This is a genomic window from Streptomyces sp. NPDC008313 (genome assembly GCF_042956125.1).
Lineage (GTDB): Bacteria > Actinomycetota > Actinomycetes > Streptomycetales > Streptomycetaceae > Streptomyces.
This window is the reverse complement of the sequence record NZ_JBIBFR010000010.1, coordinates 147134-169048: the sequence shown is the minus strand read 5'-3', so window position 1 is coordinate 169048 and position 21915 is coordinate 147134. Positions and strand designations below refer to the sequence as shown.

The following is a 21915-nucleotide window of genomic DNA, read 5'->3' as shown; positions in this document are numbered from 1 at the left end:
CGTGAGCTCAGCCCCCGCACCGGATACACCCGCGCCCACTGGGAGGCCGCGGCGGACGGGCTGCTGCGGGCCGCCTGGCGTCACGCCGGACCGCACGGCGCCCTGCTGGACCGCCCGGCCGCCCCTCCGCGTCCGGAGTCCGCTCCGACGGCCTGGAGGGCTACGCGCGGACGTTCCTGGCCGCCGCCTTCCGCACCGCGGGAGCGGGCGGCGAGGACCCGGCCGGCTGGCTCGGCCGGTACGCGGACGGGCTGGCGGCGGGCACCCGCACCCCCGGCCGCGACGACGCCGAGTCGTGGCCCCTGATCCTCGGGCACGACGTGCGGGGCCAGCCCATGGTGGAGTCCGCCTCGGTAGCGCTCGGTCTGCGGCTCACCCGCCCCTGGCTGTGGGACCGGCTGGACGCCGGGGTGCGGGACCGGGCGGAGGAGTGGCTGCGGGGAGCACTGCGGCACGTCCCCTCGCCGAACAACTGGTACCTGTTCCCGTACACCGTGGCCGGTTTCCTGGAATCCGTGGGCCGCGGCGACGCGGAGACGGCGCGCGCCCGCCGCCGCGCACTCGACCTGATGGAGAGCTGGTACCGCGGCCAGGGCTGGTACGCGGACGGCGACGGCCGCGCGTTCGACCACTACAACGGCTGGGCCCTGCACCTGTATCCGGTGCTGGACGCGCACCTGGCGGGCGCCGGCGGGGACCGGGGTCCGGCCGGCGGGGACGACGGGCTCCGGGGCCCGGCGGGGGCGACGGGGGTGACGGCGCCGGACACCCCGTACGGCGCCCGGCTGCGGGAGCACCTGGAGAGCGGCTCGCTGATGTTCGGCGGCGACGGCGCGCCGATGTACTTCGGCCGGTCGCTCACCTACCGCTTCGCGGCCGGCGCGGCCGTCGGACTGGGGGCCGTCACCGGTCACACCCCGCTCGCGCCGGGCGTGTCACGGCGGCTGCTGAGCGGGTGCCTGCGCTACTTCCTGGACCGTGGCGCGGCCGGTGACGACGGCCTGCTCGGCCTCGGCTGGCACGGCCCGCACGAGGCGACGCTCCAGCGCTACTCGGGCCCGGCCTCCCCCTACTGGGCGTCGAAGGCGTTCGTCTGCCTGCTCGCCCCGGCGGACCACCCGCTGTGGACAGCCCGTGAGGAGGCCGCGCCGAGCGAGGGCCCCGACCGGGTGCTGGCGCTGCCCGCGCCGGGACTGCTGCTCCACAGCACCGGCGCCGACGGCATCGTGCGGCTGCACAACCACGGCAGCGACCATGTCCGCCCGCACGAGGGCGAGTCGGAGGCCGGCACCGATCCGCTCTACGGCCGTCTGGCCTACTCCACGCGCACGGGTCCGACCTCCGCCGCCAATGCCGCGGACAACCATCTGAGCGTGCTGGCCGGCGGCGTGCGCAGCACGCGCCGGCGCGTGCGCCCCCTGGGGGCCGGAGGCGGCGAGGGCTGGGGCTGGGCCGCCTCCTGGCACCGGCCGGTCTTCCCGTCCGGTCCGCCGATGGTGCCCGGACTGCGGGTGGAGAGCGTGACCGTCGTACGGGGGCGGCACGAGTTGCGGCTGCACCGCGTCGTGGGCGCACCGCCCGGCACCCCGGTCGAGCAGAGCGGCTGGGCGACGGGCCCCGAGGACGCCGTGGTGTCCGCGCTGTACCCGCTGCTCGGCTGGAGCGGTGAGGAGGAGGTACGGGCGCCGCAGGGCACGGCCTTCAACGGGTGGGCGACCGTCCCCCGGCTCACCGGCGAGGCCGACGGCACCGCGCTGTTCGCCTGCCTGGCCACCCTGACCGCCGAACCGGAGCCCGCTCCCCTCGCGGAGGCCGTGGCCCGGGTCGTGGCCGACGCGGACGGCAACGGGGTGGAGGTGCGCTGGTCGGACGACGGTTCCGCGACGCGCGTGACCTTCGGGCCGCGGGCCGTCGGTGCCACGCCCGGCGAGACGTTCGCACCGCCCGCCGTCGGGCACGGGCCGGCGGGCGGCGCCGCGGTGTCCCGTGCGGCCACGACGGCGCCCCGTACATGAGCGCGACGTCCCGGTTCTGTCCTGGATCGACCCCAGGACGTCCGCGATCCTGGCGGAACGAAATAGTCCGGGCCAGGATGCGCTCATGAAGAGTGATCTTTTCTCCAGTGACCACATGGTGCAGCCCGCTGTGGCGCCCGGCATGACCGTGCAGAACGCCAAGTCGATCAGGTACGCGGTCAACGGCGAGATGCTCGCGCGTCAGGGTGCCATGGTCGCCTACCGCGGGAACCTGCAGTTCGAACGGAAGGGCCAGGGGGTCGGCGGCATGCTCAAGCGCGCCGTCACCGGTGAGGGGCTGCCGCTGATGGCGGTCCGCGGGCAGGGGGAGGCGTGGTTCGCCCACGAGGCGCAGAACTGCTTCATCGTGGACGTCGAGCCCGGTGACGTCTTCACCGTCAACGGGCGCAACGTCCTGTGCTTCGACGCCAGCCTCTCGTACGACATAAAGACCGTGAAGGGGGCGGGCATCACCGGGGGCGGCCTGTTCAACAGCGTCTTCACCGGGCAGGGCAGACTCGGGCTCATGTGCGAGGGCAACCCGCTCGTCATCCCCGTCTCGCAGCACCAGCCGGTGTTCGTCGACACGGACGCCGTCGTCGGATGGACCGCGAACCTGCACACGTCGCTGCACCGGTCGCAGTCCATCGGCTCCATGCTGCGCGGCGGCTCCGGCGAGGCCGTCCAGCTGAAGCTGGAGGGCGAGGGGTACGTCGTCGTCCGCCCCAGCGAGGCGACGCCGCAGAAGCCGCAGCAGCACTGACCCGCGCGCCGGGACCGGCGCGTCCCCCGGATCCCGGCCACGCCCCGACCGTGTCCCCGGCTCCCCGCGAGCCGGGGACACGTCCGTTTCCGGCGCACCGGCCGACGCACCCCAGGCAAGGGAACACGCATTCGATTACCGAGGTACGCTGCCTTCATGGGCACGCACCTTCAGGGCTCACTCTTCGACCAGACCGACGAACTCACGCTCCGGTCCCTGGACGGCCTGCGCCGGACCACGCTAGGCGCCGGGGCCTGGATCGACCTGCTCCCCGGCTGGCTGGGCGGCGCCGACGCACTGTTCGCACACCTGGCGGCCGAGGTGCCCTGGCAGGCCGAGCGGCGCCGGATGTACGAACAGGTGGTGGACGTCCCCCGGCTGCTCGCCCACTACCGTGCGGGCGAGAGACTTCCGCACCCGGTCCTCGACGAGGCGCGCGAGGCCCTCTCGGCGCACTACGCCGCCGAGCTCGGCGAGCCCTTCACCACGGCCGGCCTCTGCTACTACCGGGACGGCCGCGACAGCGTGGCGTGGCACGGGGACCGGACCGGCCGGGGCGCACGGGAGGACACGATGGTCGCGATCCTCTCCGTCGGCGCGCCCCGGGACCTGCTGCTGCGTCCGGTGGGCGGCGGTGACACCCTGCGGCGTCCGCTCGGCCACGGCGACCTGATCGTCATGGGCGGCTCGTGCCAGCGCACCTGGGAGCACGCGGTTCCCAAGATGAGCCGCGCGGCGGGCCCGCGCGTCAGCGTCCAGTTCCGCCCGCGCGGGGTGCGCTGAGCGGCGGACCGGGGCCGGTTTCCTACCAGCGGTCCCAGTGCACGACATCGGCGACCGGCCTGCGCCGCACCGGGCCGAACCGGCCAGCGGGCCGTCCGACCGGCACCACGGCGAACGTCCGCATCGACTCGGGGATGCCCAGCTCCCGCTTCCACTCCTCCTCCAGGAAGAGGTGCCAGATGGTGAGGTTGGCGGCGAGGCCGAGGCCGCGTGCGGCGAGCAGGAGGTTCTGGACACCGGGGTAGACGCACGAGCCCTCCGCCAGCGCGGCGAACCGCTCCTGGCCTCCCGCCATGCGGGCCGCCGCACCCGTCCCCAGCTCCTCGACCCAGACGCGGGCACCCTCGGCGTCGATGCCCGACTCGGGGAAGCGGTAGCAGGGCACGACCAGGGCGGGCGTCTCGGCGAAGTGGTCGCGCTGGTACTCGATCGCGGCGACCATGCGCGCGTACGCCTCCGCGTCCATGCCCTCGGGCGCGTGCTTGCCGGTGGTCGCCAGGTAGGCGTTCACGCACCGGCTCCACAGCGGCGCGAGCCGGGCCATGACCTCGGGGTCGGTGACGACCACGTACTCGTAACGCTGCATGTTGCCGCCGCTCGGCCCCCACACGGCCGCCTGGATGAGCTTCTCCAGGAGGGGGCGGGGCACCGGCTCGGGGGTGAGGCGGCGCATGGCCCGCATGGTCGACATGGTGTCGAACAGTCCCGGCCGCTCGCTCGCCGCGTCACCGGCGGCCGCGTCGGCTGTCGTGTACGTGAAGGTCGTCATGATCACGGATCCTAGGGGCGTCCGGCGGCCGCGCACCCCCCCGCGTGCGGCAACTCACGTGAGGAGCACGGCGGTTGCGGGCATCCGACGGGCCCGCATCGGGGCGGGTCGGCGTCGGGGACGGACGCGGCGCCTCGCGGAAGCAGGGGTGGAGGCGCCGCGCCCGCCGTCATTACCGGGCAGTAATGTGAGGCGGTACTGTCCCCCTGACCCCCGTGCCCCGACCGGCGGCCCGGCTCACAGCCGGCCCGGCACGGTACGCCACGATGAGGAGCGCCATGTCCCCGTCCCGCCGCTCGCCCCTGATGCTCGCCGGTCTGCTGGCCGCCGCGGGCGTCGCGCACTTCGCCGCGCCGGAGCCGTTCGACTCGACCATCCCCCGATTCCTGCCGGGAACGCCCCGGACCTGGACGTACGCGAGCGGCGCGGTCGAGCTGGCGCTGGCCGCGGGGATCGCCCTCCCCCGTACGCGGCGCACCACGGCGCGGGCCGCCGCGGCCTTCTTCGTCGGGGTCTTCCCCGCCAACGTCCAGATGGCCGTCGACTGGCGCCACCGGCCGGCCCCCTACCGGGCCGCCGCGCTCGGCCGGCTGCCGCTGCAGGTGCCGCTGGTGCTCTGGGCCCGGGGTGTCGCCCGCGGCCACGCGGACCAGGGCTGACCGGGGCTGAGCGGGTCGGGGTCCCGTCAGGGCGTGAGGTGGGCCTGCACGGTGGGACCGTAGCGGTCGACGATGTCCTCGACGTCGGTGGCACGCAGCCGGCTGCCGCGCGCGATGCCGTACATGACGCCGAGGCCGAGCAGGGTGCTCACGGCGAGTTCCGCGCGCAGGCCCGCGTCGGGGCCGCCGAGCCGGGCCGCGAGGCGGTCGCTGACCTGGGCGCGGAAGTTGGACCGCAGGATGTCGCCCTGTTCGCCGTGGAGCGGGGCGAACACGATCCGCAGGACCGGGTCGGCGCCCCGCTCCCGCTGGCCGGTCACGAGATGGCGCACCATGTGCCGGCCGAGTTCGTCCAGCGGGGCGTCCAGCAGTGCGGCGGCGTCGCTCTCGAAGGACATCACCCGCGCGAAGAGCGCGTCCTTGTTGCCGAAGTACTTGAGGATCAGCGGTGGGCTGACCCCGGCCCGGTCGGCCACCGACTTCAGGGTGATGTCGGCGTGGGCGTGACGGGCCAGGAGGTACCGGGCGGCGCGCAGGATGTCCGCCTTGGTCGCCTCGGCGTCACGCCGGGGCGCGGCGGCCTCGCCGCGTGGTGCGGCGGTGCCGGGGCGGGGCTCCCCGGTGCCGGGTGCCGGGTGCCGGGCGGGCCGGGTGGTCACGGTGCTCAGGCTCCTTCCAGGGCCTCGTCCTCCCGCTTCCCGTCGTGGGACGGCCTGCCGGGGCCCAGGGCGCGGCGGGTGCCGCCGGACGTGGGGTCCGCCGGGATGACGAGGGCGGCGGCGCACGCCACCAGGGCGACCGTACCCGCCATGGCGAACGACAGCAGGTATCCGTGCAGCGTGGGCACCTCGGCCCCGCCCACCAGGCTGGTGTGATGGACGAGGACGGCGGCGACGGCCGCGCTGCAGACGGCCTGGCCGATGGTGCGCATCAGCACGTTGACGCCGTTGGCGGACGCGGTCTGCCCGGCCGGGACCGCGCGCAGGATCAGGGTGGGCAGGGCCGAGTAGGCGAAGGTCGTGCCCGACGAGATGACGGTGGCGCCCAGGATGATCACCCACAGGTCGCGGCTGTCGACGATGCGCACGACGTACCCGGCGACGATGACGGCGGCCCCGAGGGCGAGGGTCACGCGGGGCCCGCGCGCCGCCGAGATGCGGGCCGAGACCGGGGAGAGCAGCAGCATGGTGAGGCCGCTCGGAAGCAGGCACAGGCCGGTGGCGACGATGCTCAGGTCGAGGCCGTAGCCCGTGGCCTTCGGGGCCTGGACGAGTTGCGCGGTGACCAGGGAGTTGGCGTAGAAGCCGAAGCCGACCAGGAGCGCGGTCAGGTGGGGCAGGGCGACGCGCGGGCGGGCGGCCAGCCGCAGATCCACCAGGGGCCGCTCGGCGCGGAGCTGCTGCACCCACCACAGGGCGAGCACGAGGACGCCCGCGGCGAACAGGCCCACGACCCGCGCGCTCCCCCAGCCCCACTGGCCGCCCTGGGACACCGCGAGGAGCAGACAGACCAGTCCCGCCGCCAGGCCCAGCGCGCCCGGGGTGTCGAACCGGCCCGGCTCCCGTACGGGCGACTCGCGCACCGCCCACCAGGCCAGCGCCAGGCCCGTCGCGCCGAGCGCGCTGGTCGCCCAGAACATGACGTGCCAGTCGGCGTACTGGACGATGAGCGCGGCCAGCGGCAGACCGAGCGCCGCGCCGACGCCCACGGTGGAACTCATCAGCGCCACCGCGGAACCGGTGCGTTCCGGGGGCAGTTCGTCACGCAGGATGCTGATCGACACCGGTACGACGGCGGCCGCCGCGCCCTGCAGTGCCCGCGCGGTGATGAGCACGCCGATGTCCGAGGTCAGGGCGCACAGCACCGAGCCGGCCGTCATCAGCGCGAGGGCGATGAGCAGCACGCGCCGCTTGCCGTACATGTCGCCGGCGCGTCCGAGCACCGGTGTCAGCACGGCGCCGGACAGCAGGGTCGCCGTGACCGTCCAGGAGACCGCGGCGGCGGAGGCCCCGGTCAGCCGCGGGAGGTCGGGCAGCAGCGGCACGACCACGGTCTGCATGACGGCCATCAGGATGCCGCCGAAGGCCAGGACGGGCACCGTCAGCCGGTCACGCACCCCGCGCCCGGGCCCCTGTCCGGGCGCACCGGCGGGTCCACCGGCTATCGGTACGGGCGCCATGGCCCCTCCTGTCCTCGGCACGGAAATCCTGGTGAATAGCGATTCACCATATCCAGTGAATCACTATTCACCCGGCGCCGGGGAGGGGCGGGGGACCTGCCGGGCCAGAAGGGCCGACGGAAGGGGCGGGCCGGGGAGGGGGGAGGGCTTTCAGCCGCGCGGGCCCGGTGAGCGGGCCTGCACGGTCCGCGCCAGCCGGGGGCCGAGCCAGCGCTTGAGCCGCCGCAGCGCCTCCACCTGCCCGGCAGCCCGGTCGATGCGGTAGTACAACTGCGGGGGCACGTACGGCAGGAGGGGCGAGTGCCGCTGCCCGAGCAGGGCGAACATCCGGTCCGGTGGGAGGCCGATGTAGCGCGGGACGTTCTCGTACCACTGGGCGCTGTGGCGGGCCGCGCTCTGGACGGACAGGAGAGCGGACCTGCGCTCGCGTTCGTAGCGTTCGAGGGCCGGCCGCAGTTCCCGGTGCTCGCCGAGGGCCCCCGCGAGCGCGATGGCGTCCTCCAGGGCGAGGGTGGTGCCCGCGCCGATCGAGTAGTGCGTGGTGTGGGCGGCGTCGCCGAGCAGGACCACGTTGCCGTGGTGCCAGGTGCGGTTGGTGAGGGTGCGGAACCTCAGCCACCGCGCGCTGCCGTCACCCTGCGACCTGCCGATCAGGGGGTGGCCGTCGAGGATGCCGGCGAAGAGCCGCTCCAGGAGGGCCAGGCCGTCCGCCTCGCCCAGGCGGTCGAGCCCGAGACCGGTCCAGGTCCGCGGGGAGCACTCGACGACGCACGTGCTGTGTTCCCGGCTGAACCCGTAGGCGTAGCACCAGATCCAGCCGTGCGGGGTCTCGACGAAGGAGAAGGTGAAGGAGTCGAAGACCTTGGTGGTGCCGAGCCAGATGTAGACGTTGCGCCCGAGCGTGACCTCGGAGCCGAAGCGGCCGGCGTCCTGCTCCCGCAGGACGCTGTGGACTCCGTCGCCGGCCACCACGAGGTCGGCGCCGGACAGTCGCGCGGCGGAGTCGATCTCGCGTTCGTACTCGATGCGCACCCCGAGCGATGCGGCCCGGTCGGCGAGGAGTTCCAGGAGCCTTCGGCGGCCGATGCCGAATCCTTCGTCCCCCTTGTGTTCCGTCCTGCTGTCGCGGACGTGAGCGACTCCGTGGTCCCAGCGCACCGAGTTGTCGCTCACCGCACGCGCCGACTCGGGGTCGTGGCTTCGGAGCCGGTCGAGCAGTCCGGCCCAGTAGGTCACACCCCACCCGTAGGTGGAACCCGCCGGGTTCCGCTCGTGGACGGTCAGGTCGTGGGACGGGTCCTGGAGCTTCATCAGGATCGAGAAGTACAGGCTCGCGGGTCCGCCGCCGACGCACGCGATCTTCACGCGCACTCCCATTTTTTGTGCACGAAGCGGTCAATTGGTGACGAACAGTAGCAGGGAGTGATCACGGTCCGAGGCAGGACGGGACGCGTCGGCTCGCGCGCCGACGACCGGTCGTACGATCGTTCTCCCCGCCCGGTCCGGGCGGGCGAGGTCCGGCGAGGCCCCGGGCCTGACCGGCCCGGTGTGGCCCCGGCCGCAGAGCAGTCAGGAGAGACCATGACCCGTCCGACCGACGCCGATCCGGCTCCGGCCGCGCTGGAGGAACTGCTCGCGCGGACCGACGGCGGCGGGCCCTCGGGGTGGCCGGAGGACCACCGGTCGGGTCTGGACGCGGCGGCGCTGCGTGTGGCTCCCGGCGCGGAGGCCGACTGGTCCGAGGACGGAACGTCCGACGCCCTGGTCATCGTCCTCGACGGCTCGGGCGCCCTCCGTACGGCGGCCGGCCGCTTCGACGTCACCGCGCACACCGCGGTGTGGGTACCGCGCGGCTCCGGCGTCCGGCTCTCCGCGGCGGACGCCGGCCTGTTCTGCGCGGTCGTCCGCACACGCCGCCGGGCGTTCGTCACGCTGCCCGCGCCCTCCGGGGGCGGGGAGCCCGCCTGCCTGCTCCAGCAGGTCTGCGCGGAGTGCGGGCGCATGGCGACCGAGAGCGACGCCCGCTACTGCAACCGGTGCGGCTCACCCCTCCGCGACTGAGCACCGCGACGGGGCCGGACGGCAGCGCCCGGCACCGCGACGGGACCTGACGGGGACGCCTACGCGCCCTGTGTGCTGCCCGTCCGGCACTCGGGGTGGCCCCAGCCCTGGTCGTTCTTGGCGATGGGCTCCCCCGCCGCGTACGGACGCCCGCAGACGCACCTGCCGGGGAACTTGGCCTTGATGGTGCGGGCCGACGCGCTCTTGCGCGGCGCCTTGGCCGCCGTACGGGCGCGCGTGGCACCGGACGGGACGGTGTCGGGCGTGGACGGCGGCCGCGGTGAGCCGAGCTCGCTGCCCGCCGCCTGCTGGGCCGTCGCCGCCTGGCTGGCGGCGCGGTCGGCGAAGTCGTTGAGGCGGTCGCCGTCGACCTGGTGCGCCGGTACGTAACGGAACTCGACGGACCTGCCGTCGAGCAGGGCGTCGATGCGCGCGACGAGCTCCTGGTTGGCGACGGGCTTCCCCGCGGCCGTCTTCCAGCCCTTGCGCTTCCAGCCCGGCAGCCACGTCGTGACCGCCTTCATCGCGTACTGCGAGTCCATCCGGATCTCGAGCGGGACGTCCGGCGCGACGGCCGTCAGCAGGCGCTCCAGCGCGGTGAGTTCGGCGACGTTGTTCGTGGCCGTACCCAGCGGGCCCGCCTCCCAGCGGGTGGGCGTCTCGTCGCTGTCGGCGACGACCCAGGCCCAGCCGGCGGGCCCGGGATTTCCTTTCGAAGCCCCGTCACAGGCGGCCACAACGCGTTCAGGCATGACCCCGATCATGCCACGGACGGAGCACACGGCCCGACCGTCCCCCTCGGCCGGGTCGCCTGACGGCGGGGACTCAGCCGGCGTCCGACACCTTCGGCATCTCCCCCTCGGTCCTGGTGATGTCGATCACGGAGAACGACGCGCCCTGCGGGTCGCTGAGCGCGGCGAACCGGCCGAAGGGGGTGTCCATCGGCCCGAAGCGCAGCACCCCGCCGTGCTCGGCCGCCCTGGCCACCGCGGCATCGCAGTCCGGGACGGTGAAGTAGACGTTGATGTACGGCGGCACCTCGGGCGGGAAGTCGTCGGTCATCCTCATCCGGCCGAGCACGGTGTTCTCACCGACGTCGAACATGCGGAAGTCCATCGACTCGTCCTGGAACTGCTTCGCCTTGTACGGGAAGACCGCCGGGAAGAAGGTGTCGGACTTCTCGGGTTCGCGGGTGAAGATCTCGGCCCAGCAGTAGGCCCCGGGCACGGCCTTCGCCTCGAAGCCCTCGTGGGTGCCGCCCTGCCAGACGCCGAAGACGACGCCCCCCGGGTCACGGGCGAGCAGCATCGTGCCGAAGTCGCCGACCTGCATCGGCTCCATCAGCAGTTCCCCGCCGTTGTCCCGGATCTTCGTGGCGGTGGCGGCGGCGTCGGGCGACGCCAGGTACAGGCACCAGGCCGACTGGCCCTCCTGCCCGGGCATCGGAGGTACGACGGCGGCCACCGCCTTGCCGTCCGCGTACGCCTGCGTGTAGTTGCCGTACTCGGAGGACGACTCGCCGAACGTCCAGCCCAGCACGTCGCCGTAAAAGGTCTTCGCCGCCTCGACGTCGCTGAACATCGCGTCGGCCCAACAGGGTGTTCCCTCAGGTTCCACGGCCATGGCAGTCGGCTCTTTCCGCGTCGGGGCGTGTGGGAAGGGGAGGAAATGGTCCTCCGGGTCTCACGCTAGCCAGACTCCGCGCGGGCCGCGCGCCGAACGGGTGCGCCTGTGGCAGGGCGCCGCCGGTCGGGTGCCCCCGTGGCCGGTCGGGTGCCCCCGTGGCCGGGCGGCGGGTCCTCACATGTCCAGTCGCGACTCGATCTCCCGCAGCCGGGCCCGGGCCACGGCGAGCGGGGCCCGGTGCCGGTCCAGCACCAGGTACAGGTAGATGCCCTGGAGCTTGCGCCGGGTGACGGGGCGTATGAGGTGGTACTCGTCGGTGAGCGTCACCAGGATGTCCTCCAGGCTCTCCGCCGGATACCCCAGGACGGACAGCGCGTGGAGCTTGGCCCGTACGACGTCGGTGTCCGCCTCCCCGGCCTTCTGCAGGTCGAGTCCGGGCAGGCCGCCGCGTGCACCCAGGGTGACCCGGCTGAGATAGTCCACGACGGCCGCGCCGAGCGCGCCCCGGATCGTCATGGCGTCGGTGAGCGCTCGGTCTACCGGATCCACCCCTGCGCTCCTCCCCCACGGGACCCGGTCCCGACGGGGGGACCGAGTGCGTACCGCCAGTGTGGTCCCCGGACGCGGCGGTTCCAAGGCCCGCGCGGCGCGTTGTCCGCCACGGCCGCCGGGGAGAGCGCCGCCCCGGCGGACCGTGCCGGACGGGTGGGCTACTCGCCCGCGTACGCCTTCTCCAGGACGGCCAGGTCCAGCTTGTGCATCTGGAGCATCGCCCGGGTCGCGCGCGCCGCCTTCTCCTGGTCCGGGTCCCGCACCATGTCGTAGAGCCTCGCCGGGACGATCTGCCAGGACAGGCCGTACTTGTCCTTGAGCCAGCCGCACGGGCCCGCCTCGCCGCCGTCGTCGATGAACCTGTTCCAGTAGTGGTCCACCTCCGCCTGGTCGTCGCAGTGGACCTCGAAGGAGACCGCCTCGCTGAACGTGAACTGCGGGCCGCCGTTCAGCGCGACGAACCTCTGGCCGTTCGCCGTGAACTCGGCGATCACCACCGAACCGGCCGGTCCCGGGCCCGCCTCGGTGTAGCGGGCCACCGGTCCCATCTGTGAGTTCTTGAACACCGAGACGTAGTAGTTCGCGGCCTCCTCGGCCTGACCGTCGAACCACAGACACGTGGTGAATCCGTCGGCTGCCATGGCTTACCTCCTCGGGTGGAAACGTCTCGAAACGCCGTCACTGTTCTCGACCGATCCTCGCCCGGAAACTCATCGGTGGCGCGGCACGTCGTGCCGGACCGTCGTCCGGCACGACGTGCCCGGGTCCGCGCGGCGTGCGGCGCCCGGTTCCCTCCCGGCCTCTGCCCGTGGCGAATCTGCCGCGGGCAGAGAAAACCCATGGGAGGGCCGGTCTCGGCCGACAGTGAGTGCAGAGGCGGCGACGGCAGCCGCTCACGACAAGGAGGAGAGATGACTCCACTCATCACCGGCCACCACCCGGCCCTCGCGCCACGGGCCGAGGAGAGCGACACCCCCGCGACACGGTTCGACGACCATCTGGCCGCCCAGCTGCTCGGACAGCGCATCGTCTTCCTCGGCACCCAGGTCGACGAGGTCTCGGCGCACCGCGTCTGCGCGCAGCTGCTCCTGCTGTCGGCGGAGGACTCGCGGACCGACATCAGCCTGTACATCAACAGTCCGGGCGGTTCCGTGACCGCCGGGCTCGCGATCTACGACACGATGCGGCTGATCCCGAACGACGTGTCGACGCTGGCCATGGGGTTCGCCGCGAGCATGGGCCAGTTCCTGCTGAGCGTCGGCACACGCGGCAAGCGGTTCGCGCTGCCGAACGCGCGGATCATGATGCACCAGCCGTCCGCGGGGATCGGCGGGACCGCGGCCGACATCGAGATCCAGGCGCAGAACCTGGAGTTCACGAAGAAGGCCATCGAGCGGATCACGGCCGAGCACACGGGCCAGAGCGAGGAGACGATCTCCAGGGACGGTGACCGCGACCGGTGGTTCACGGCCGAGCAGGCACGCGAGTACGGCATGGTCGACCGGGTCGTGGAGTCGCTCGACGACGTGCGCCCGGCCGCGTCACGGCGACGGATGGGGCTCTGACATGGGTTCGTACACGATTCCGAATGTCGTCGAGCGGACGCCGCAGGGCGAGCGGTCGTACGACGTCTTCAGCCGGCTGCTCTCCGAGCGGATCATCTTTCTCGGCACCGAGATCGACGACGGCGTCGCGAACGTCGTCATCGCGCAACTCCTCCATCTGGAGTCGTCGGCTCCGGAGAACGAGATCGCGATCTACATCAACTCGCCCGGCGGATCGTTCACCTCGCTGATGGCGATCTACGACACGATGACGTTCGTGCGGGCGCCGGTCTCCACGTTCTGCGTCGGCCAGGCGGCGTCGACGGCGGCGGTGCTGCTGGCCGGGGGCGATCCCGGGCGGCGCTTCGTGCTGGAGCACGCCCGGGTGCTGCTCGGCCAGCCGGCCAGCGGCGGACGGCAGGGGACGGTGTCCGACCTCAGCCTCCAGGCCAAGGAGATGCTGCGGATCCGCTCCCAGGTGGAGGAGGTCCTCTCCCGGCACACCCCCCACGACGCGGCGACGCTGCGCGCCGACATGGATCGCGACAAGGTCTTCACCGCGCGGGAGGCGGTGGAGTACGGGCTCGCCGACGAGGTGCTCAGCCGCCGCCTCGCGTCGTTCTGAGAACGCCGCGAGGCGGACCGGGCCACCGCGGGGCGGCCGTCGGGAGCGGTCAGGCCGCCAGGCACATGCCGTTGTGGCCCGGAGCGGTGCGGGTGTGCGCCGTCCTGGCCGCGGTGTGCCGCGTGAGCTCCCGCTGGGCGAGGGAGAGCACGTCGGTGAGGCCGAGGCCGAGGGCCCGGGCCGCGGCCGCGAGGACCTCGGACGAGGCCTCCTTGCGGCCGCGCTCCACCTCGGAGAGGTAGGGCATGGAGATGCGGGCCGCGTCGGCCACGTCCTTGAGGGTGCGCTCCTGGGCGCGGCGCTCACGCCGCAGCACCTCGCCCACCAGGTCGCGCCAGAGCGGTTCCCGGCCGGCGGGGGCCGGTGGTGCCGTGCCGGGCCGGCCCGGCACGGCCACCGGCCTCCCGGGTGCGATGGCCTGACGCGGCGTCACGGCGGGACGCGGCACGGCGGCCGGGCGCAGCGGGATGACACGGGCCTCGTCCGACGCTGGGTTGCTCGCCTGGTTGCTCATCTTCCCAGCCTAGGAGCGGCGGACGGATGGGGAAGCCGGCGGCGTTCCGCTCTCGGTGGAATGCCGGTTCCTCGACGGCGGAATCCCCGGGGCGGGCCCCGTACAACCCTCGTCCCCCGCCGGGTGTCGAACAGGACACCGGACAAGGAACGGGCCCTTTCCGGACAGGCCCGGCCGCCCGGCCCCCTCCCGTCAGGAGCCGCTCGTGCGCACCAACCGTTCGGCCGCCCTCGCCGCGGCCTCGTTCCTCCTCGTCAGCGGCGCCGCCCTCGCGGCCGCCCCCTCCGCCCACGCCGGTACGCCCGGCGGCACGCGCGCCAGTGACCGCAACAGTGACTTCGACGGGGACGGATACGAGGACGTCCTGGTCGGGGCGCCGGGCGCGACCGTCGGCGGCCGGAAGGGCGCCGGTCTCGTCACCGTGCAGTACGGCTCCTCCAGAGGCATGGGGCTCACGCACGTCGCGCGGTTCAGCCAGTCGACGCCGGGTGTCGCCGGTGCCGCCGAGACCGGCGACGGCTTCGGCACCGCCGTCGCGACCGGCGACCTCGACGGGGACGGCTACGACGACGCGGTCGTCGGCATCCCCCGCGAGGACATCGGCACCGTCGCCGACGCGGGCGGCGCCGTCGTCCTGTGGGGCTCCGGGTCCGGCCTGTCCGGCTCGGCCTCCGACTGGCTGGAGGCGGACGGGCCCGCCGCCGGCGCGCGGTTCGGGACGGGGCTCGCGGCGGCGCACTTCTCCGCCGGGACGCCGGGCGATCTGCTCGCCGTCCTCGACCGCGACGGCCTCGGACTGTTCGCCTACGCGTCCGACGCGCCGGCCGCCCTCGAACGGCGGTCGACGACCCGGCTGTCCGCGCGGGCCGAGGGGCCCGGCCTCCGGCCCACGTCCCTCACCACGGGCGACTACGACGGCGACGGCTACGCCGACCTCGTCGTGTCGGGCACCAGCACCGGCGACGAACCGGGCCACGGCTGGTCCTCGTACCTGTCCGGCCACCCGGACGGCCTCACCTACGAGCGCGACTTCCCCGGCGGCCCCGTCACCGCGTCGGGCGACATCGACGGCGACGGCTACGACGACCTCGTCACCGGTGAACCGCACTCCCCGGACGACGTGTACGGCGAGACCAGGACGGGAGGCGTGATCGGGGTGCACCGCGGCGGCCCGGACGGCCCCTCGGCCGACGCCGACTGGTGGACGCAGGAGAACGACGGCGTGCCCGGTACCGCCGAGGTCGGTGACGGCTGGGGCAGCGACCTGTCCGTCGGGGACACCGACGGCGACGGATACGCGGACGTGGCGATCGGCGCGTCCGGCGAGGACATCGGCTCGGTCGCGGACGCGGGAGCGGTGTGGGTGCTGCGCGGCAGCGGCGCCGGGCTCACCGCGGAAGGCGCCAGGTCCTGGGACCAGAACTCGGCGAACGTGCCGGGTGTCGCGGAGAAGGGCGACCGGTGGGGCGGCCAGGTCCGGCTGGCCGACCCGAACGCCGACGGCCGCGCCGGGCTGCTCGCCGCGGCGCCCGGGGAGAACACGGGCGACGGCGTGATCTGGGTGCTGTCCGCCGTGCGGGGCGGCATCACGGCGTCGGGTTCGTGGACGTACGGAGCGGGTTCGCTGGACGCGCCCGCGCGGGACGCGGCGTTCGGCGCCGCGATCGACGAGTGACGCCCGGGAGGTGCCGGTGCCGCCGGCGGCGGATCCGGCGCCTCCCGTCGCATCATCACTCCGGTTCGTTACCATTCGGGACACATGGACTCGCGGCCGCGGGGTCACCGGCCGCACACCATGCCGGCACGGCGAACGACGACTCACCGGGAGAGACGATGGACACCATCACGAGCCCGTCGCACATCACCGGCGCGTCCTCGTGGGCCGGCGTCGCCGACGGCCCGCTGCCGGACGTGCAGAGCCCGCGGACCGTCGCTCCCCAGGACGCGCGGGCACTGTCCCGGCAGTTCTTCCGGCGTCTGGCGGAACTGGAGGAGGGCACGCCCGAGTACCAGTACGCGCGCAACACCCTCATCGAGCTGAACATGTCGCTGGTCCGCTTCGCCGCGGGGCGCTTCCGGCACCGCGCCGACGACGTGGAGGACGTCGTCCAGGTCGGGATGATCGGCCTCATCAAGTCCATCGACCGCTTCGAGGTCAGCCGCGAGGTCGAGTTCACCTCCTTCGCGCTGCCCTACATCGTCGGCGAGATCAAACGCTTCTTCCGTGACACGACGTGGGCCGTGCACGTGCCGCGCCGGCTCCAGGAACTGCGCGTGGAGCTGGCCAGGGCCCACGAGGAGCTCTCCGGCCGCCTGGACCGCGAGCCGACGGTCCCCGAACTCGCCACCCTCATGAACCTGTCCGAGCGCGAGGTGACCGAGGCCCGGATCGCCTCCAACGCCTACACCTCCACGTCCCTGGACGCCGCCCTGAGCGGGGAGGCGGGCAGCGACGGCGAGACGGCCCTCAGCGACTTCATCGGCTTCGAGGACGACGGCATCCGGCTGGTGGAGGACTTCCGGACGCTGGCCCCGCTGGTGGCCGCGCTCAGCGACCGTGACCGCACCATCCTTCACCTGCGCTTCGTCGAGGAGGCCACACAGGCCGAGATCGGCGAGCGCCTCGGCTGCTCGCAGATGCACGTCTCCCGGCTCCTGCAGCGCATCGTCGCCGGGCTGCGGGCGGGAATGCTGAACGACGTGCTGCGCGTCGACACCGCCTGACGACGGCGCCCCCGGCCCGCCCGCGTGCGCGGCCCGGACGGCACCGCGCCGCGCACGCGCGCCCTTCCCCCCTCGCTCCGGCGCCGGTCAGCGCAGCCACTGGTCCCTCTCGGCGGGCCGGTACAGCGTCACCGCGCGGTTCAGCTTGTCCAGCACCAGCCGCCCCCGCTCGGCCCGCGTCACCTCGCCGTCGTACGCGTACTGCGGGTCGCCCTCCAGCACCTCGAGCCGCAGGTTCCGGACCTGTGCGGTGGTCAGGACACGGCTGTTGTGCAGGGTTCCGGTCAGTACGGCCAGCAGCAGCCGGGTCCGGGCCAGCGGAGCGGCGCCGTCGACGGCGCGGACGTCCAGCAGTCCGTCGTCCAGCTGGGTGCGGTACGTGGGCGCGAACCCGGCGGGATGGTAGATGCCGTTGCCCGCGAAGAGCAGCCACAGGCGCTTGGGCGTGCCGTTGACCGAGATGCTCACCGGGGTGCCGGTGGCGAGGACCTGGGCCAGCCCGACCACGAGCGCCGGCCACTTGCCGATGCGCCGCTCCAGCCGCTCCCTCGCGCCGACCAGGTCCGAGTACACGCCGAGGCTGAAGGTGTTCAGGAACACCTGCTCCCGGCCGCCCGGGGCCCGGGCCCGGCCGAGGTCCGACACGACCGCGTCCCCGTCCCGCACCGCCCGTACGACGTCGTCCAGGGTCTGGTTGCCCAGGTCCACGGCGAAGTGGTTGAAGGTGCCGCCGGGGAACACCGCGAGCGGCACACCGATCCGGGCGGCGGTACTCGTCGCCACGTTGACCGTGCCGTCGCCGCCGCACGCGCCGAGGGCGCCGCCCTCCTCCTTCGCCCGCAGGGCGGCCCGCTCCATGAGTTCCGCCAGGTCCTGCCCGTCCTCCGCCACGGTGACGCCGGCCTTCGGCAGCAGGGACCGCAGGCGCTCCGACAGGTCGGGGGCGTCGGCGCTCCACGCGGGACCGGAGGAGGGGTTGACGACTATGTGCAGTCCCGCGCCCTCGGGCAGCGCGGGGGCCGGGCGGCGCGGGGGCGCGGCCGCGGCGGCGGCGCCGGGCTTGACCGGCCACCACCGGGCGGTCAGCGCGGCGGCGCCGACGCCGATCGCGACGCCCACCGCCACGTCACCGGGGTGCCGTACGCCCGAACGTATGCGTGCCACGGTCAGGGCGACGGCGCCGGGGACGACGACCAGTCTGTGACGGGGGGCCTCCAGGAGCACACCCGCGGCGAAGGCGGCGGCGGACGCCGCGTGCCCGGACGCGTCGAGCGGCGGCACCTTGGCCGCCGCCGGGCGCGCCAGCGCGCGGGTCACGGCGGACGCCATGGCCACGGCCCCGATACCGCGCAGGGCCGCCCTGCGCGCGGTCCTGTCCCCGGACGCGCCGAGCGCGGCGGCGGCACCGGCCCACAGGAGCCCTCCCGCGGCGATGCGGCGAGCGCCCGGCCGGGTCTGGTGTCCCGTCCGGGCCCGCGCGAACGCGACGGCCCGGGCGCCCGCGTCCCTGACCGCCCCGCCGCCCGGTCGCGGCCACACGCTGCGCCGTGCCATGAGTCGCCCCACCCCTGTCCTTCGCCCGTCGATCCCCGCCGGCCCGGTGCCGACTCCCCCACTCTGCCCCCGCATCCCGGTTTCATGGACGCGGGGAGGGACGGGTCAGCTGGGAAACGGGGCGGAGGCCGCGGGCGGGGCGGACGGGGGCCGGGCGGGCGGGGAAGGGCGGGCGGTCACTGGGTCTTCGGGAGCTTCACCACGGTCACGAAGAAGTCGTCGATCTGCCGGACCGCCGCGATGAACTGGTCGAGGTCGACCGGCTTGGTGACGTACGCGTTGGCGTGCAGTTTGTAGCTGCGCAGGATGTCCTCCTCCGCCGAGGAGGTGGTGAGGACGACGACGGGGATGTGCGCCAGTTCGTCGTCCGACTTGATCCGCTCCAGGACCTGACGCCCGTCGTACTTCGGCAGGTTGAGGTCGAGCAGGATCAGGTCCGGGCGCGGGGCGTCCGCGTACTGCTTCGCGCGGTACAGGAAGTCGAGGGCCTCCTCGCCGTCCCGTACGACGTGCAGGGTGTTGCGGATCTTGTTGTCCTCGAACGCCTCGCGGGTCATGAGCTCGTCGCCGGGATCGTCCTCGACGAGCAGGACCTGGATGGGTTCGACGGGGCTGGTCACGTACGTGCTCCTTCGGACGGACGCGACGTGTCGTCGGGCCTGGTGTCGGTCGCGGGCGGCGTCGTGGGCAGGGTGAAGCACACACGCGTGCCCTTGCCGACGGCGCCCTCCAGGGTAATGGTGCCCCCGTGGTGCTCGACGATCTTGCGGCAGAGCGCCAGCCCGATCCCGGTCCCCTCGTACTCCTCCCGGCCGTGCAGGCGTTGGAAGATGACGAAGACCTTCTCCTTGAACTCCGGGTCGATCCCGATGCCGTTGTCCTGGACGCACAGCCGCCACATGCCGTCCTCGGCGGTGTCGCAGCCGATGACGACCTCGGACGGCCGGTCGGGGTGACGGAACTTGACGGCGTTGCCGATCAGGTTCTGCCAGAGCATCGCCAGGGTGGTGCGGTCGCCGGTCACGGTGGGCAGCGGCCCCTCGCGCACGACCCGGACGCCGCTCTCCTCCAGGGCGACGCTCAGATTGCCGAGGGCCTGGTCCAGTACGGCGTCGAGCGCGACCGGTGCCTGTTCTTCGCCGACCCGTCCGACCCGGGAGAACGTCAGCAGGTCGTTGATCAGCACCTGCATGCGCTTCGCACCGTCCACGGCGAAGTCGATGTACTGCCGGGCCCGGTCGTCGAGCCGGTCGCCGTAGCGCTTCTCCAGGAGCTGGCAGAACGAGGCGACCTTGCGCAGCGGTTCCTGGAGGTCGTGCGAGGCGACGTAGGCGAACTGCTCCAGTTCCGCGTTGGAGCGCTTCAGCTCCAGCGTCTGGGCGTCCAGCTCGGCGGCCTGCACTTCCAGGGCCCTTCCCCTGGCCACCGAGGCGGAGAGTTCCTCGACGATCCTGCGGCGCATGCCCTCGACGGCCCGTGCGACGGCGTCCAGGTCGCGCGGCGCGTCGAGCCGGATCCGGTGGTCGAACGCGCCCGAGGCCACGTCCACCGAGGCAGCCTCCAGCACGCGCAGGGGCTTTCCGACGAGACGTCGCAGCAGCAGCACGGTCGCGACGCCGCTCCCCAGGAACGCGGCGAGCATGGCGAGGAAGAAGACGTCGCGCAGCCGCCGGATGTCCGCGACGGACGCGTGGGTCCGCTCGCTCAGCCGCTGGATGTCGCTCTCCAGGGACGCGACGAGTTCGCGGGTGTCGTCGAACTGGGCCTTGCTCGCCTTCAGTGCGGGCGCGCCCACGCCGTCGGACGAACGGGCCGCCGCGAGCAGCGGGCCGGCGTGGTCGCCGCGCCAGGCCTCGGAGGCCTGCTGGATGGCCCGCAGGTCCGCCGCGATGCCCGGCTGGTCCCCGAGCTCCTCGACCAGCCGGCCGTGCAGGGTCCGCTCGTCGCGCACCCCCGACTCGTACGGTTCGAGGAAACCGTCGTCCTTGCTGATCACGTAGCCGCGTACGCCGGTCTCCTGGTCCACCAGCGAGGTCTCCAGCTGGTAGGCGGTGGCCTTCGCGGGCTGGATGTGGTCGGTGAGCCGTTCGGTGCGGTCGTCGGCCTGTGCCTGCAGGGCCCCGCCTGCCACGGCGAAGACGATCAGCAGCAGCACCTTCACGGCCACGACCAGCTGGATCCAGCCCTGCACGGTCAGCCGCGTGACGGCCCGGGGACTCGCCTGCGGCCCGTCCGTGGCGACGGAGGGCGACGTCCGCGGCCCGTCCGGCGTCCCCGGGGGCACGACGGGACCCGTCATGAGCGGGCTTCCGCTGCCAGGTGCAGGACGGCCACGTCGTCGGCGAGGCCTCCGTGGGCGGCGGTGAGCGCGGCCACCTCCTCCACGACGGCGTCCACGAACGGACGCCCCTTCAGGCCCCGGTGTCTCCTCGCCACTTCGAGCAGCCCTTCCTCTCCCAGTCGCCGGTCCGCCGCCACGACGCCCTCGAAGAGGCCGTCGGTGAACAGCGTCACGGCGTCGATGTCGTGCGCGGGCAGCTCCGTCTCGGGCCAGTGCGCCCGGCCCGGTATCAGCCCGAGGGCCGGACCGGCGGGCGGCTCGAACAGCTCGACGCCCGCCGGGGTGCTGACGAGCAGTCCGGGGTGTCCGGCCCGGATCACCCGCAGCTGGTCGCGGCCCTTGCTGAACCGGACGACGGTCAGGGTCGCGAAGATGTAGTCGGCGGCCCGCTCGGCCCTGATGATCTCCTCCAGCAGCCGGATCTGTGCGACGCCCGCGCAGCCGGAGAGCACGGCGGTGCGCCAGGCCACCCGCAGACAGACGCCGAGGGCCGCCTCGGCCGCGCCATGACCGGAGACGTCGCCGATCACCGCGTGCACCGAGCCGTCCTCGGTCTCGACGACGTCGAAGAAGTCGCCGCCGAGCAGCGCGTGGTCGCGTCCCGGGCTGTAGCGGGAGTCGACCGTGTACCGGCCGCCGCGCAGCAGGGGTGTGGGCAGCAGTCCTCGCTCCAGCCGGGCGTTCTCCCGGGCCAGCAGGCGGCTGGTGTGGAGTTCCGCGTTGGAGCGCTCCACCTGTTTTCGCTGGAGGGCGTAGCGGACGGCGCGGCTGAGGCCCTCCGCCTGGAGTCCGTCCTTGGCGAGGAAGTCCTGCGCGCCCTCGGCGAGCGCGGCGGGCCCCGCCTCGTTCTCGGCGAGTCCGGTCAGTACGACGACCGCCGCGTCGGGCGAGGTCTCGCGGACGAGCCGGACGGCGCTGAGTCCGTGGGTGTCCGGCAGGTGCAAATCCAGCAGGACGCAGACGGCCTGCCGGGTGTGGCGCAGGAAGGCGCGGGCCTCGGCGAGGGACTTGCACCAGGTGATGTCCAGTGGCAGGCCCGTGTCGGCGAGCACCTCCCGGACGAGCAGCGCGTCGCCGGCGTCGTCCTCGACGAGCAGCAGGACCGGGGTGGTGTCCAGGCCCCAGCGGTAGCCGGATTCCTCCTGCGGACCGGGTATCGCACCGTGTGCGCCGTGCCGCGGCGGACGGTCAGCCACGCCCACCCCC

General features: G+C 73.7%; 22 protein-coding genes. 9 read left to right on the top strand and 13 right to left on the bottom strand.

The window, feature by feature from the left end; genetic code table 11:
* Window positions 1-23: 23 nt before the first annotated feature.
* The 3 genes from ACFY93_RS15775 (at window position 24) to ACFY93_RS15765 (ending at window position 3561) form a co-directional block, all read left to right on the top strand.
* Complete coding sequence (locus ACFY93_RS15775; RefSeq protein ID WP_391358654.1) at window positions 24-2015, top strand: DUF2264 domain-containing protein; 1992 nt, start codon at window positions 24-26, stop codon at window positions 2013-2015.
* 85 nt (window positions 2016-2100) lie between these two features.
* Complete coding sequence (locus tag ACFY93_RS15770) at window positions 2101-2778, top strand: AIM24 family protein (protein WP_391358425.1); 678 nt, start codon at window positions 2101-2103, stop codon at window positions 2776-2778.
* A gap of 156 nt (window positions 2779-2934) precedes the next feature.
* A complete protein-coding gene (locus ACFY93_RS15765) occupies window positions 2935-3561 on the top strand; it encodes an alpha-ketoglutarate-dependent dioxygenase AlkB (protein WP_391358422.1) in 627 nt (208 codons plus the stop codon).
* Window positions 3562-3583: 22 nt separating this feature from the next.
* On the opposite strand, the gene ACFY93_RS15760 is transcribed toward ACFY93_RS15765, so the two are convergent.
* A complete protein-coding gene (locus ACFY93_RS15760) occupies window positions 3584-4330 on the bottom strand; it encodes a nitroreductase family protein (RefSeq protein WP_391358420.1) in 747 nt (248 codons plus the stop codon).
* A gap of 278 nt (window positions 4331-4608) precedes the next feature.
* Here ACFY93_RS15760 and ACFY93_RS15755 point away from each other — a divergent pair, with 278 nt between their 5' ends.
* On the top strand, window positions 4609-4989 hold the full coding sequence (locus ACFY93_RS15755; RefSeq protein WP_391358418.1) for a DoxX family protein: 381 nt from the start codon (window positions 4609-4611) through the stop codon (window positions 4987-4989).
* A gap of 26 nt (window positions 4990-5015) precedes the next feature.
* Here the strand turns inward: ACFY93_RS15755 and ACFY93_RS15750 are convergent, their stop codons facing one another.
* The 3 genes from ACFY93_RS15750 to ACFY93_RS15740 all read right to left on the bottom strand — a co-directional run bounded on the left by ACFY93_RS15750 (window position 5016) and on the right by ACFY93_RS15740 (window position 8533).
* Window positions 5016-5657 carry a TetR family transcriptional regulator gene (locus ACFY93_RS15750; RefSeq protein ID WP_391358652.1) on the bottom strand — a complete coding sequence of 214 codons (642 nt, stop codon included), beginning with the start codon at window positions 5655-5657 and terminating at the stop codon, window positions 5016-5018.
* Window positions 5654-7168, bottom strand: a complete 1515-nt coding sequence (locus tag ACFY93_RS15745) for an MFS transporter (RefSeq protein ID WP_391358416.1) — start codon at window positions 7166-7168, stop codon at window positions 5654-5656. Before ACFY93_RS15745 ends, ACFY93_RS15750 begins: the two co-directional genes overlap by 4 nt.
* Before the next feature lie 150 nt (window positions 7169-7318).
* Window positions 7319-8533, bottom strand: a complete 1215-nt coding sequence (locus tag ACFY93_RS15740; protein ID WP_391358413.1) for an FAD-dependent monooxygenase — start codon at window positions 8531-8533, stop codon at window positions 7319-7321.
* A 216-nt stretch (window positions 8534-8749) separates the two neighbouring features.
* On the opposite strand from ACFY93_RS15740, the gene ACFY93_RS15735 reads away from it, so the two are divergent.
* Window positions 8750-9229 (top strand): hypothetical protein, encoded by a 480-nt coding sequence (locus ACFY93_RS15735; protein ID WP_391358411.1) that lies wholly within the window; start codon window positions 8750-8752, stop codon window positions 9227-9229.
* Between the two features lie 59 nt (window positions 9230-9288).
* Here ACFY93_RS15735 and ACFY93_RS15730 read toward each other — a convergent pair whose 3' ends face one another.
* The 4 genes from ACFY93_RS15730 to ACFY93_RS15715 form a co-directional block, all read right to left on the bottom strand.
* Window positions 9289-9993 (bottom strand): RNase H family protein, encoded by a 705-nt coding sequence (locus ACFY93_RS15730; protein ID WP_391358650.1) that lies wholly within the window; start codon window positions 9991-9993, stop codon window positions 9289-9291.
* A 61-nt stretch (window positions 9994-10054) separates the two neighbouring features.
* The gene (locus tag ACFY93_RS15725) at window positions 10055-10852 is read right to left on the bottom strand and encodes a VOC family protein (RefSeq protein ID WP_391358409.1); all 798 of its coding nucleotides are present in this window, start codon (window positions 10850-10852) and stop codon (window positions 10055-10057) included.
* Between the two features lie 177 nt (window positions 10853-11029).
* Window positions 11030-11404 (bottom strand): hypothetical protein, encoded by a 375-nt coding sequence (locus tag ACFY93_RS15720; protein ID WP_391358406.1) that lies wholly within the window; start codon window positions 11402-11404, stop codon window positions 11030-11032.
* A gap of 161 nt (window positions 11405-11565) precedes the next feature.
* Entirely contained in the window at window positions 11566-12048 is a 483-nt protein-coding gene (locus tag ACFY93_RS15715) for a VOC family protein (RefSeq protein ID WP_391358403.1), read from the bottom strand.
* Between the two features lie 270 nt (window positions 12049-12318).
* On the opposite strand from ACFY93_RS15715, the gene ACFY93_RS15710 reads away from it, so the two are divergent.
* Both ACFY93_RS15710 and ACFY93_RS15705 read left to right on the top strand, forming a co-directional pair.
* Window positions 12319-12972, top strand: a complete 654-nt coding sequence (locus tag ACFY93_RS15710) for an ATP-dependent Clp protease proteolytic subunit (RefSeq protein WP_391358401.1) — start codon at window positions 12319-12321, stop codon at window positions 12970-12972.
* A gap of 1 nt (window position 12973) precedes the next feature.
* A complete protein-coding gene (locus ACFY93_RS15705) occupies window positions 12974-13576 on the top strand; it encodes an ATP-dependent Clp protease proteolytic subunit (protein ID WP_391358400.1) in 603 nt (200 codons plus the stop codon).
* Between the two features lie 49 nt (window positions 13577-13625).
* Here ACFY93_RS15705 and ACFY93_RS15700 read toward each other — a convergent pair whose 3' ends face one another.
* The gene (locus ACFY93_RS15700; protein ID WP_391358397.1) at window positions 13626-14090 is read right to left on the bottom strand and encodes a helix-turn-helix domain-containing protein; all 465 of its coding nucleotides are present in this window, start codon (window positions 14088-14090) and stop codon (window positions 13626-13628) included.
* A 205-nt stretch (window positions 14091-14295) separates the two neighbouring features.
* Here ACFY93_RS15700 and ACFY93_RS15695 point away from each other — a divergent pair, with 205 nt between their 5' ends.
* Together ACFY93_RS15695 and ACFY93_RS15690 are read left to right on the top strand one after the other, a co-directional pair.
* Window positions 14296-15765 (top strand): esterase, encoded by a 1470-nt coding sequence (locus tag ACFY93_RS15695; RefSeq protein ID WP_391358394.1) that lies wholly within the window; start codon window positions 14296-14298, stop codon window positions 15763-15765.
* A 158-nt stretch (window positions 15766-15923) separates the two neighbouring features.
* On the top strand, window positions 15924-16814 hold the full coding sequence (locus tag ACFY93_RS15690) for a SigB/SigF/SigG family RNA polymerase sigma factor (RefSeq protein ID WP_391358391.1): 891 nt from the start codon (window positions 15924-15926) through the stop codon (window positions 16812-16814).
* Between the two features lie 87 nt (window positions 16815-16901).
* Here the strand turns inward: ACFY93_RS15690 and ACFY93_RS15685 are convergent, their stop codons facing one another.
* The 4 genes from ACFY93_RS15685 to ACFY93_RS15670 form a co-directional block, all read right to left on the bottom strand.
* On the bottom strand, window positions 16902-18368 hold the full coding sequence (locus ACFY93_RS15685; RefSeq protein ID WP_391358389.1) for a diacylglycerol kinase family protein: 1467 nt from the start codon (window positions 18366-18368) through the stop codon (window positions 16902-16904).
* Window positions 18369-18544: 176 nt separating this feature from the next.
* Window positions 18545-18988 carry a response regulator gene (locus ACFY93_RS15680; protein ID WP_391358386.1) on the bottom strand — a complete coding sequence of 148 codons (444 nt, stop codon included), beginning with the start codon at window positions 18986-18988 and terminating at the stop codon, window positions 18545-18547.
* On the bottom strand, window positions 18985-20667 hold the full coding sequence (locus ACFY93_RS15675; protein ID WP_391358384.1) for a CHASE3 domain-containing protein: 1683 nt from the start codon (window positions 20665-20667) through the stop codon (window positions 18985-18987). Before ACFY93_RS15675 ends, ACFY93_RS15680 begins: the two co-directional genes overlap by 4 nt.
* A complete protein-coding gene (locus tag ACFY93_RS15670) occupies window positions 20664-21905 on the bottom strand; it encodes a SpoIIE family protein phosphatase (protein WP_391358383.1) in 1242 nt (413 codons plus the stop codon). Before ACFY93_RS15670 ends, ACFY93_RS15675 begins: the two co-directional genes overlap by 4 nt.
* Between the last annotated feature and the right edge of the window lie 10 nt (window positions 21906-21915).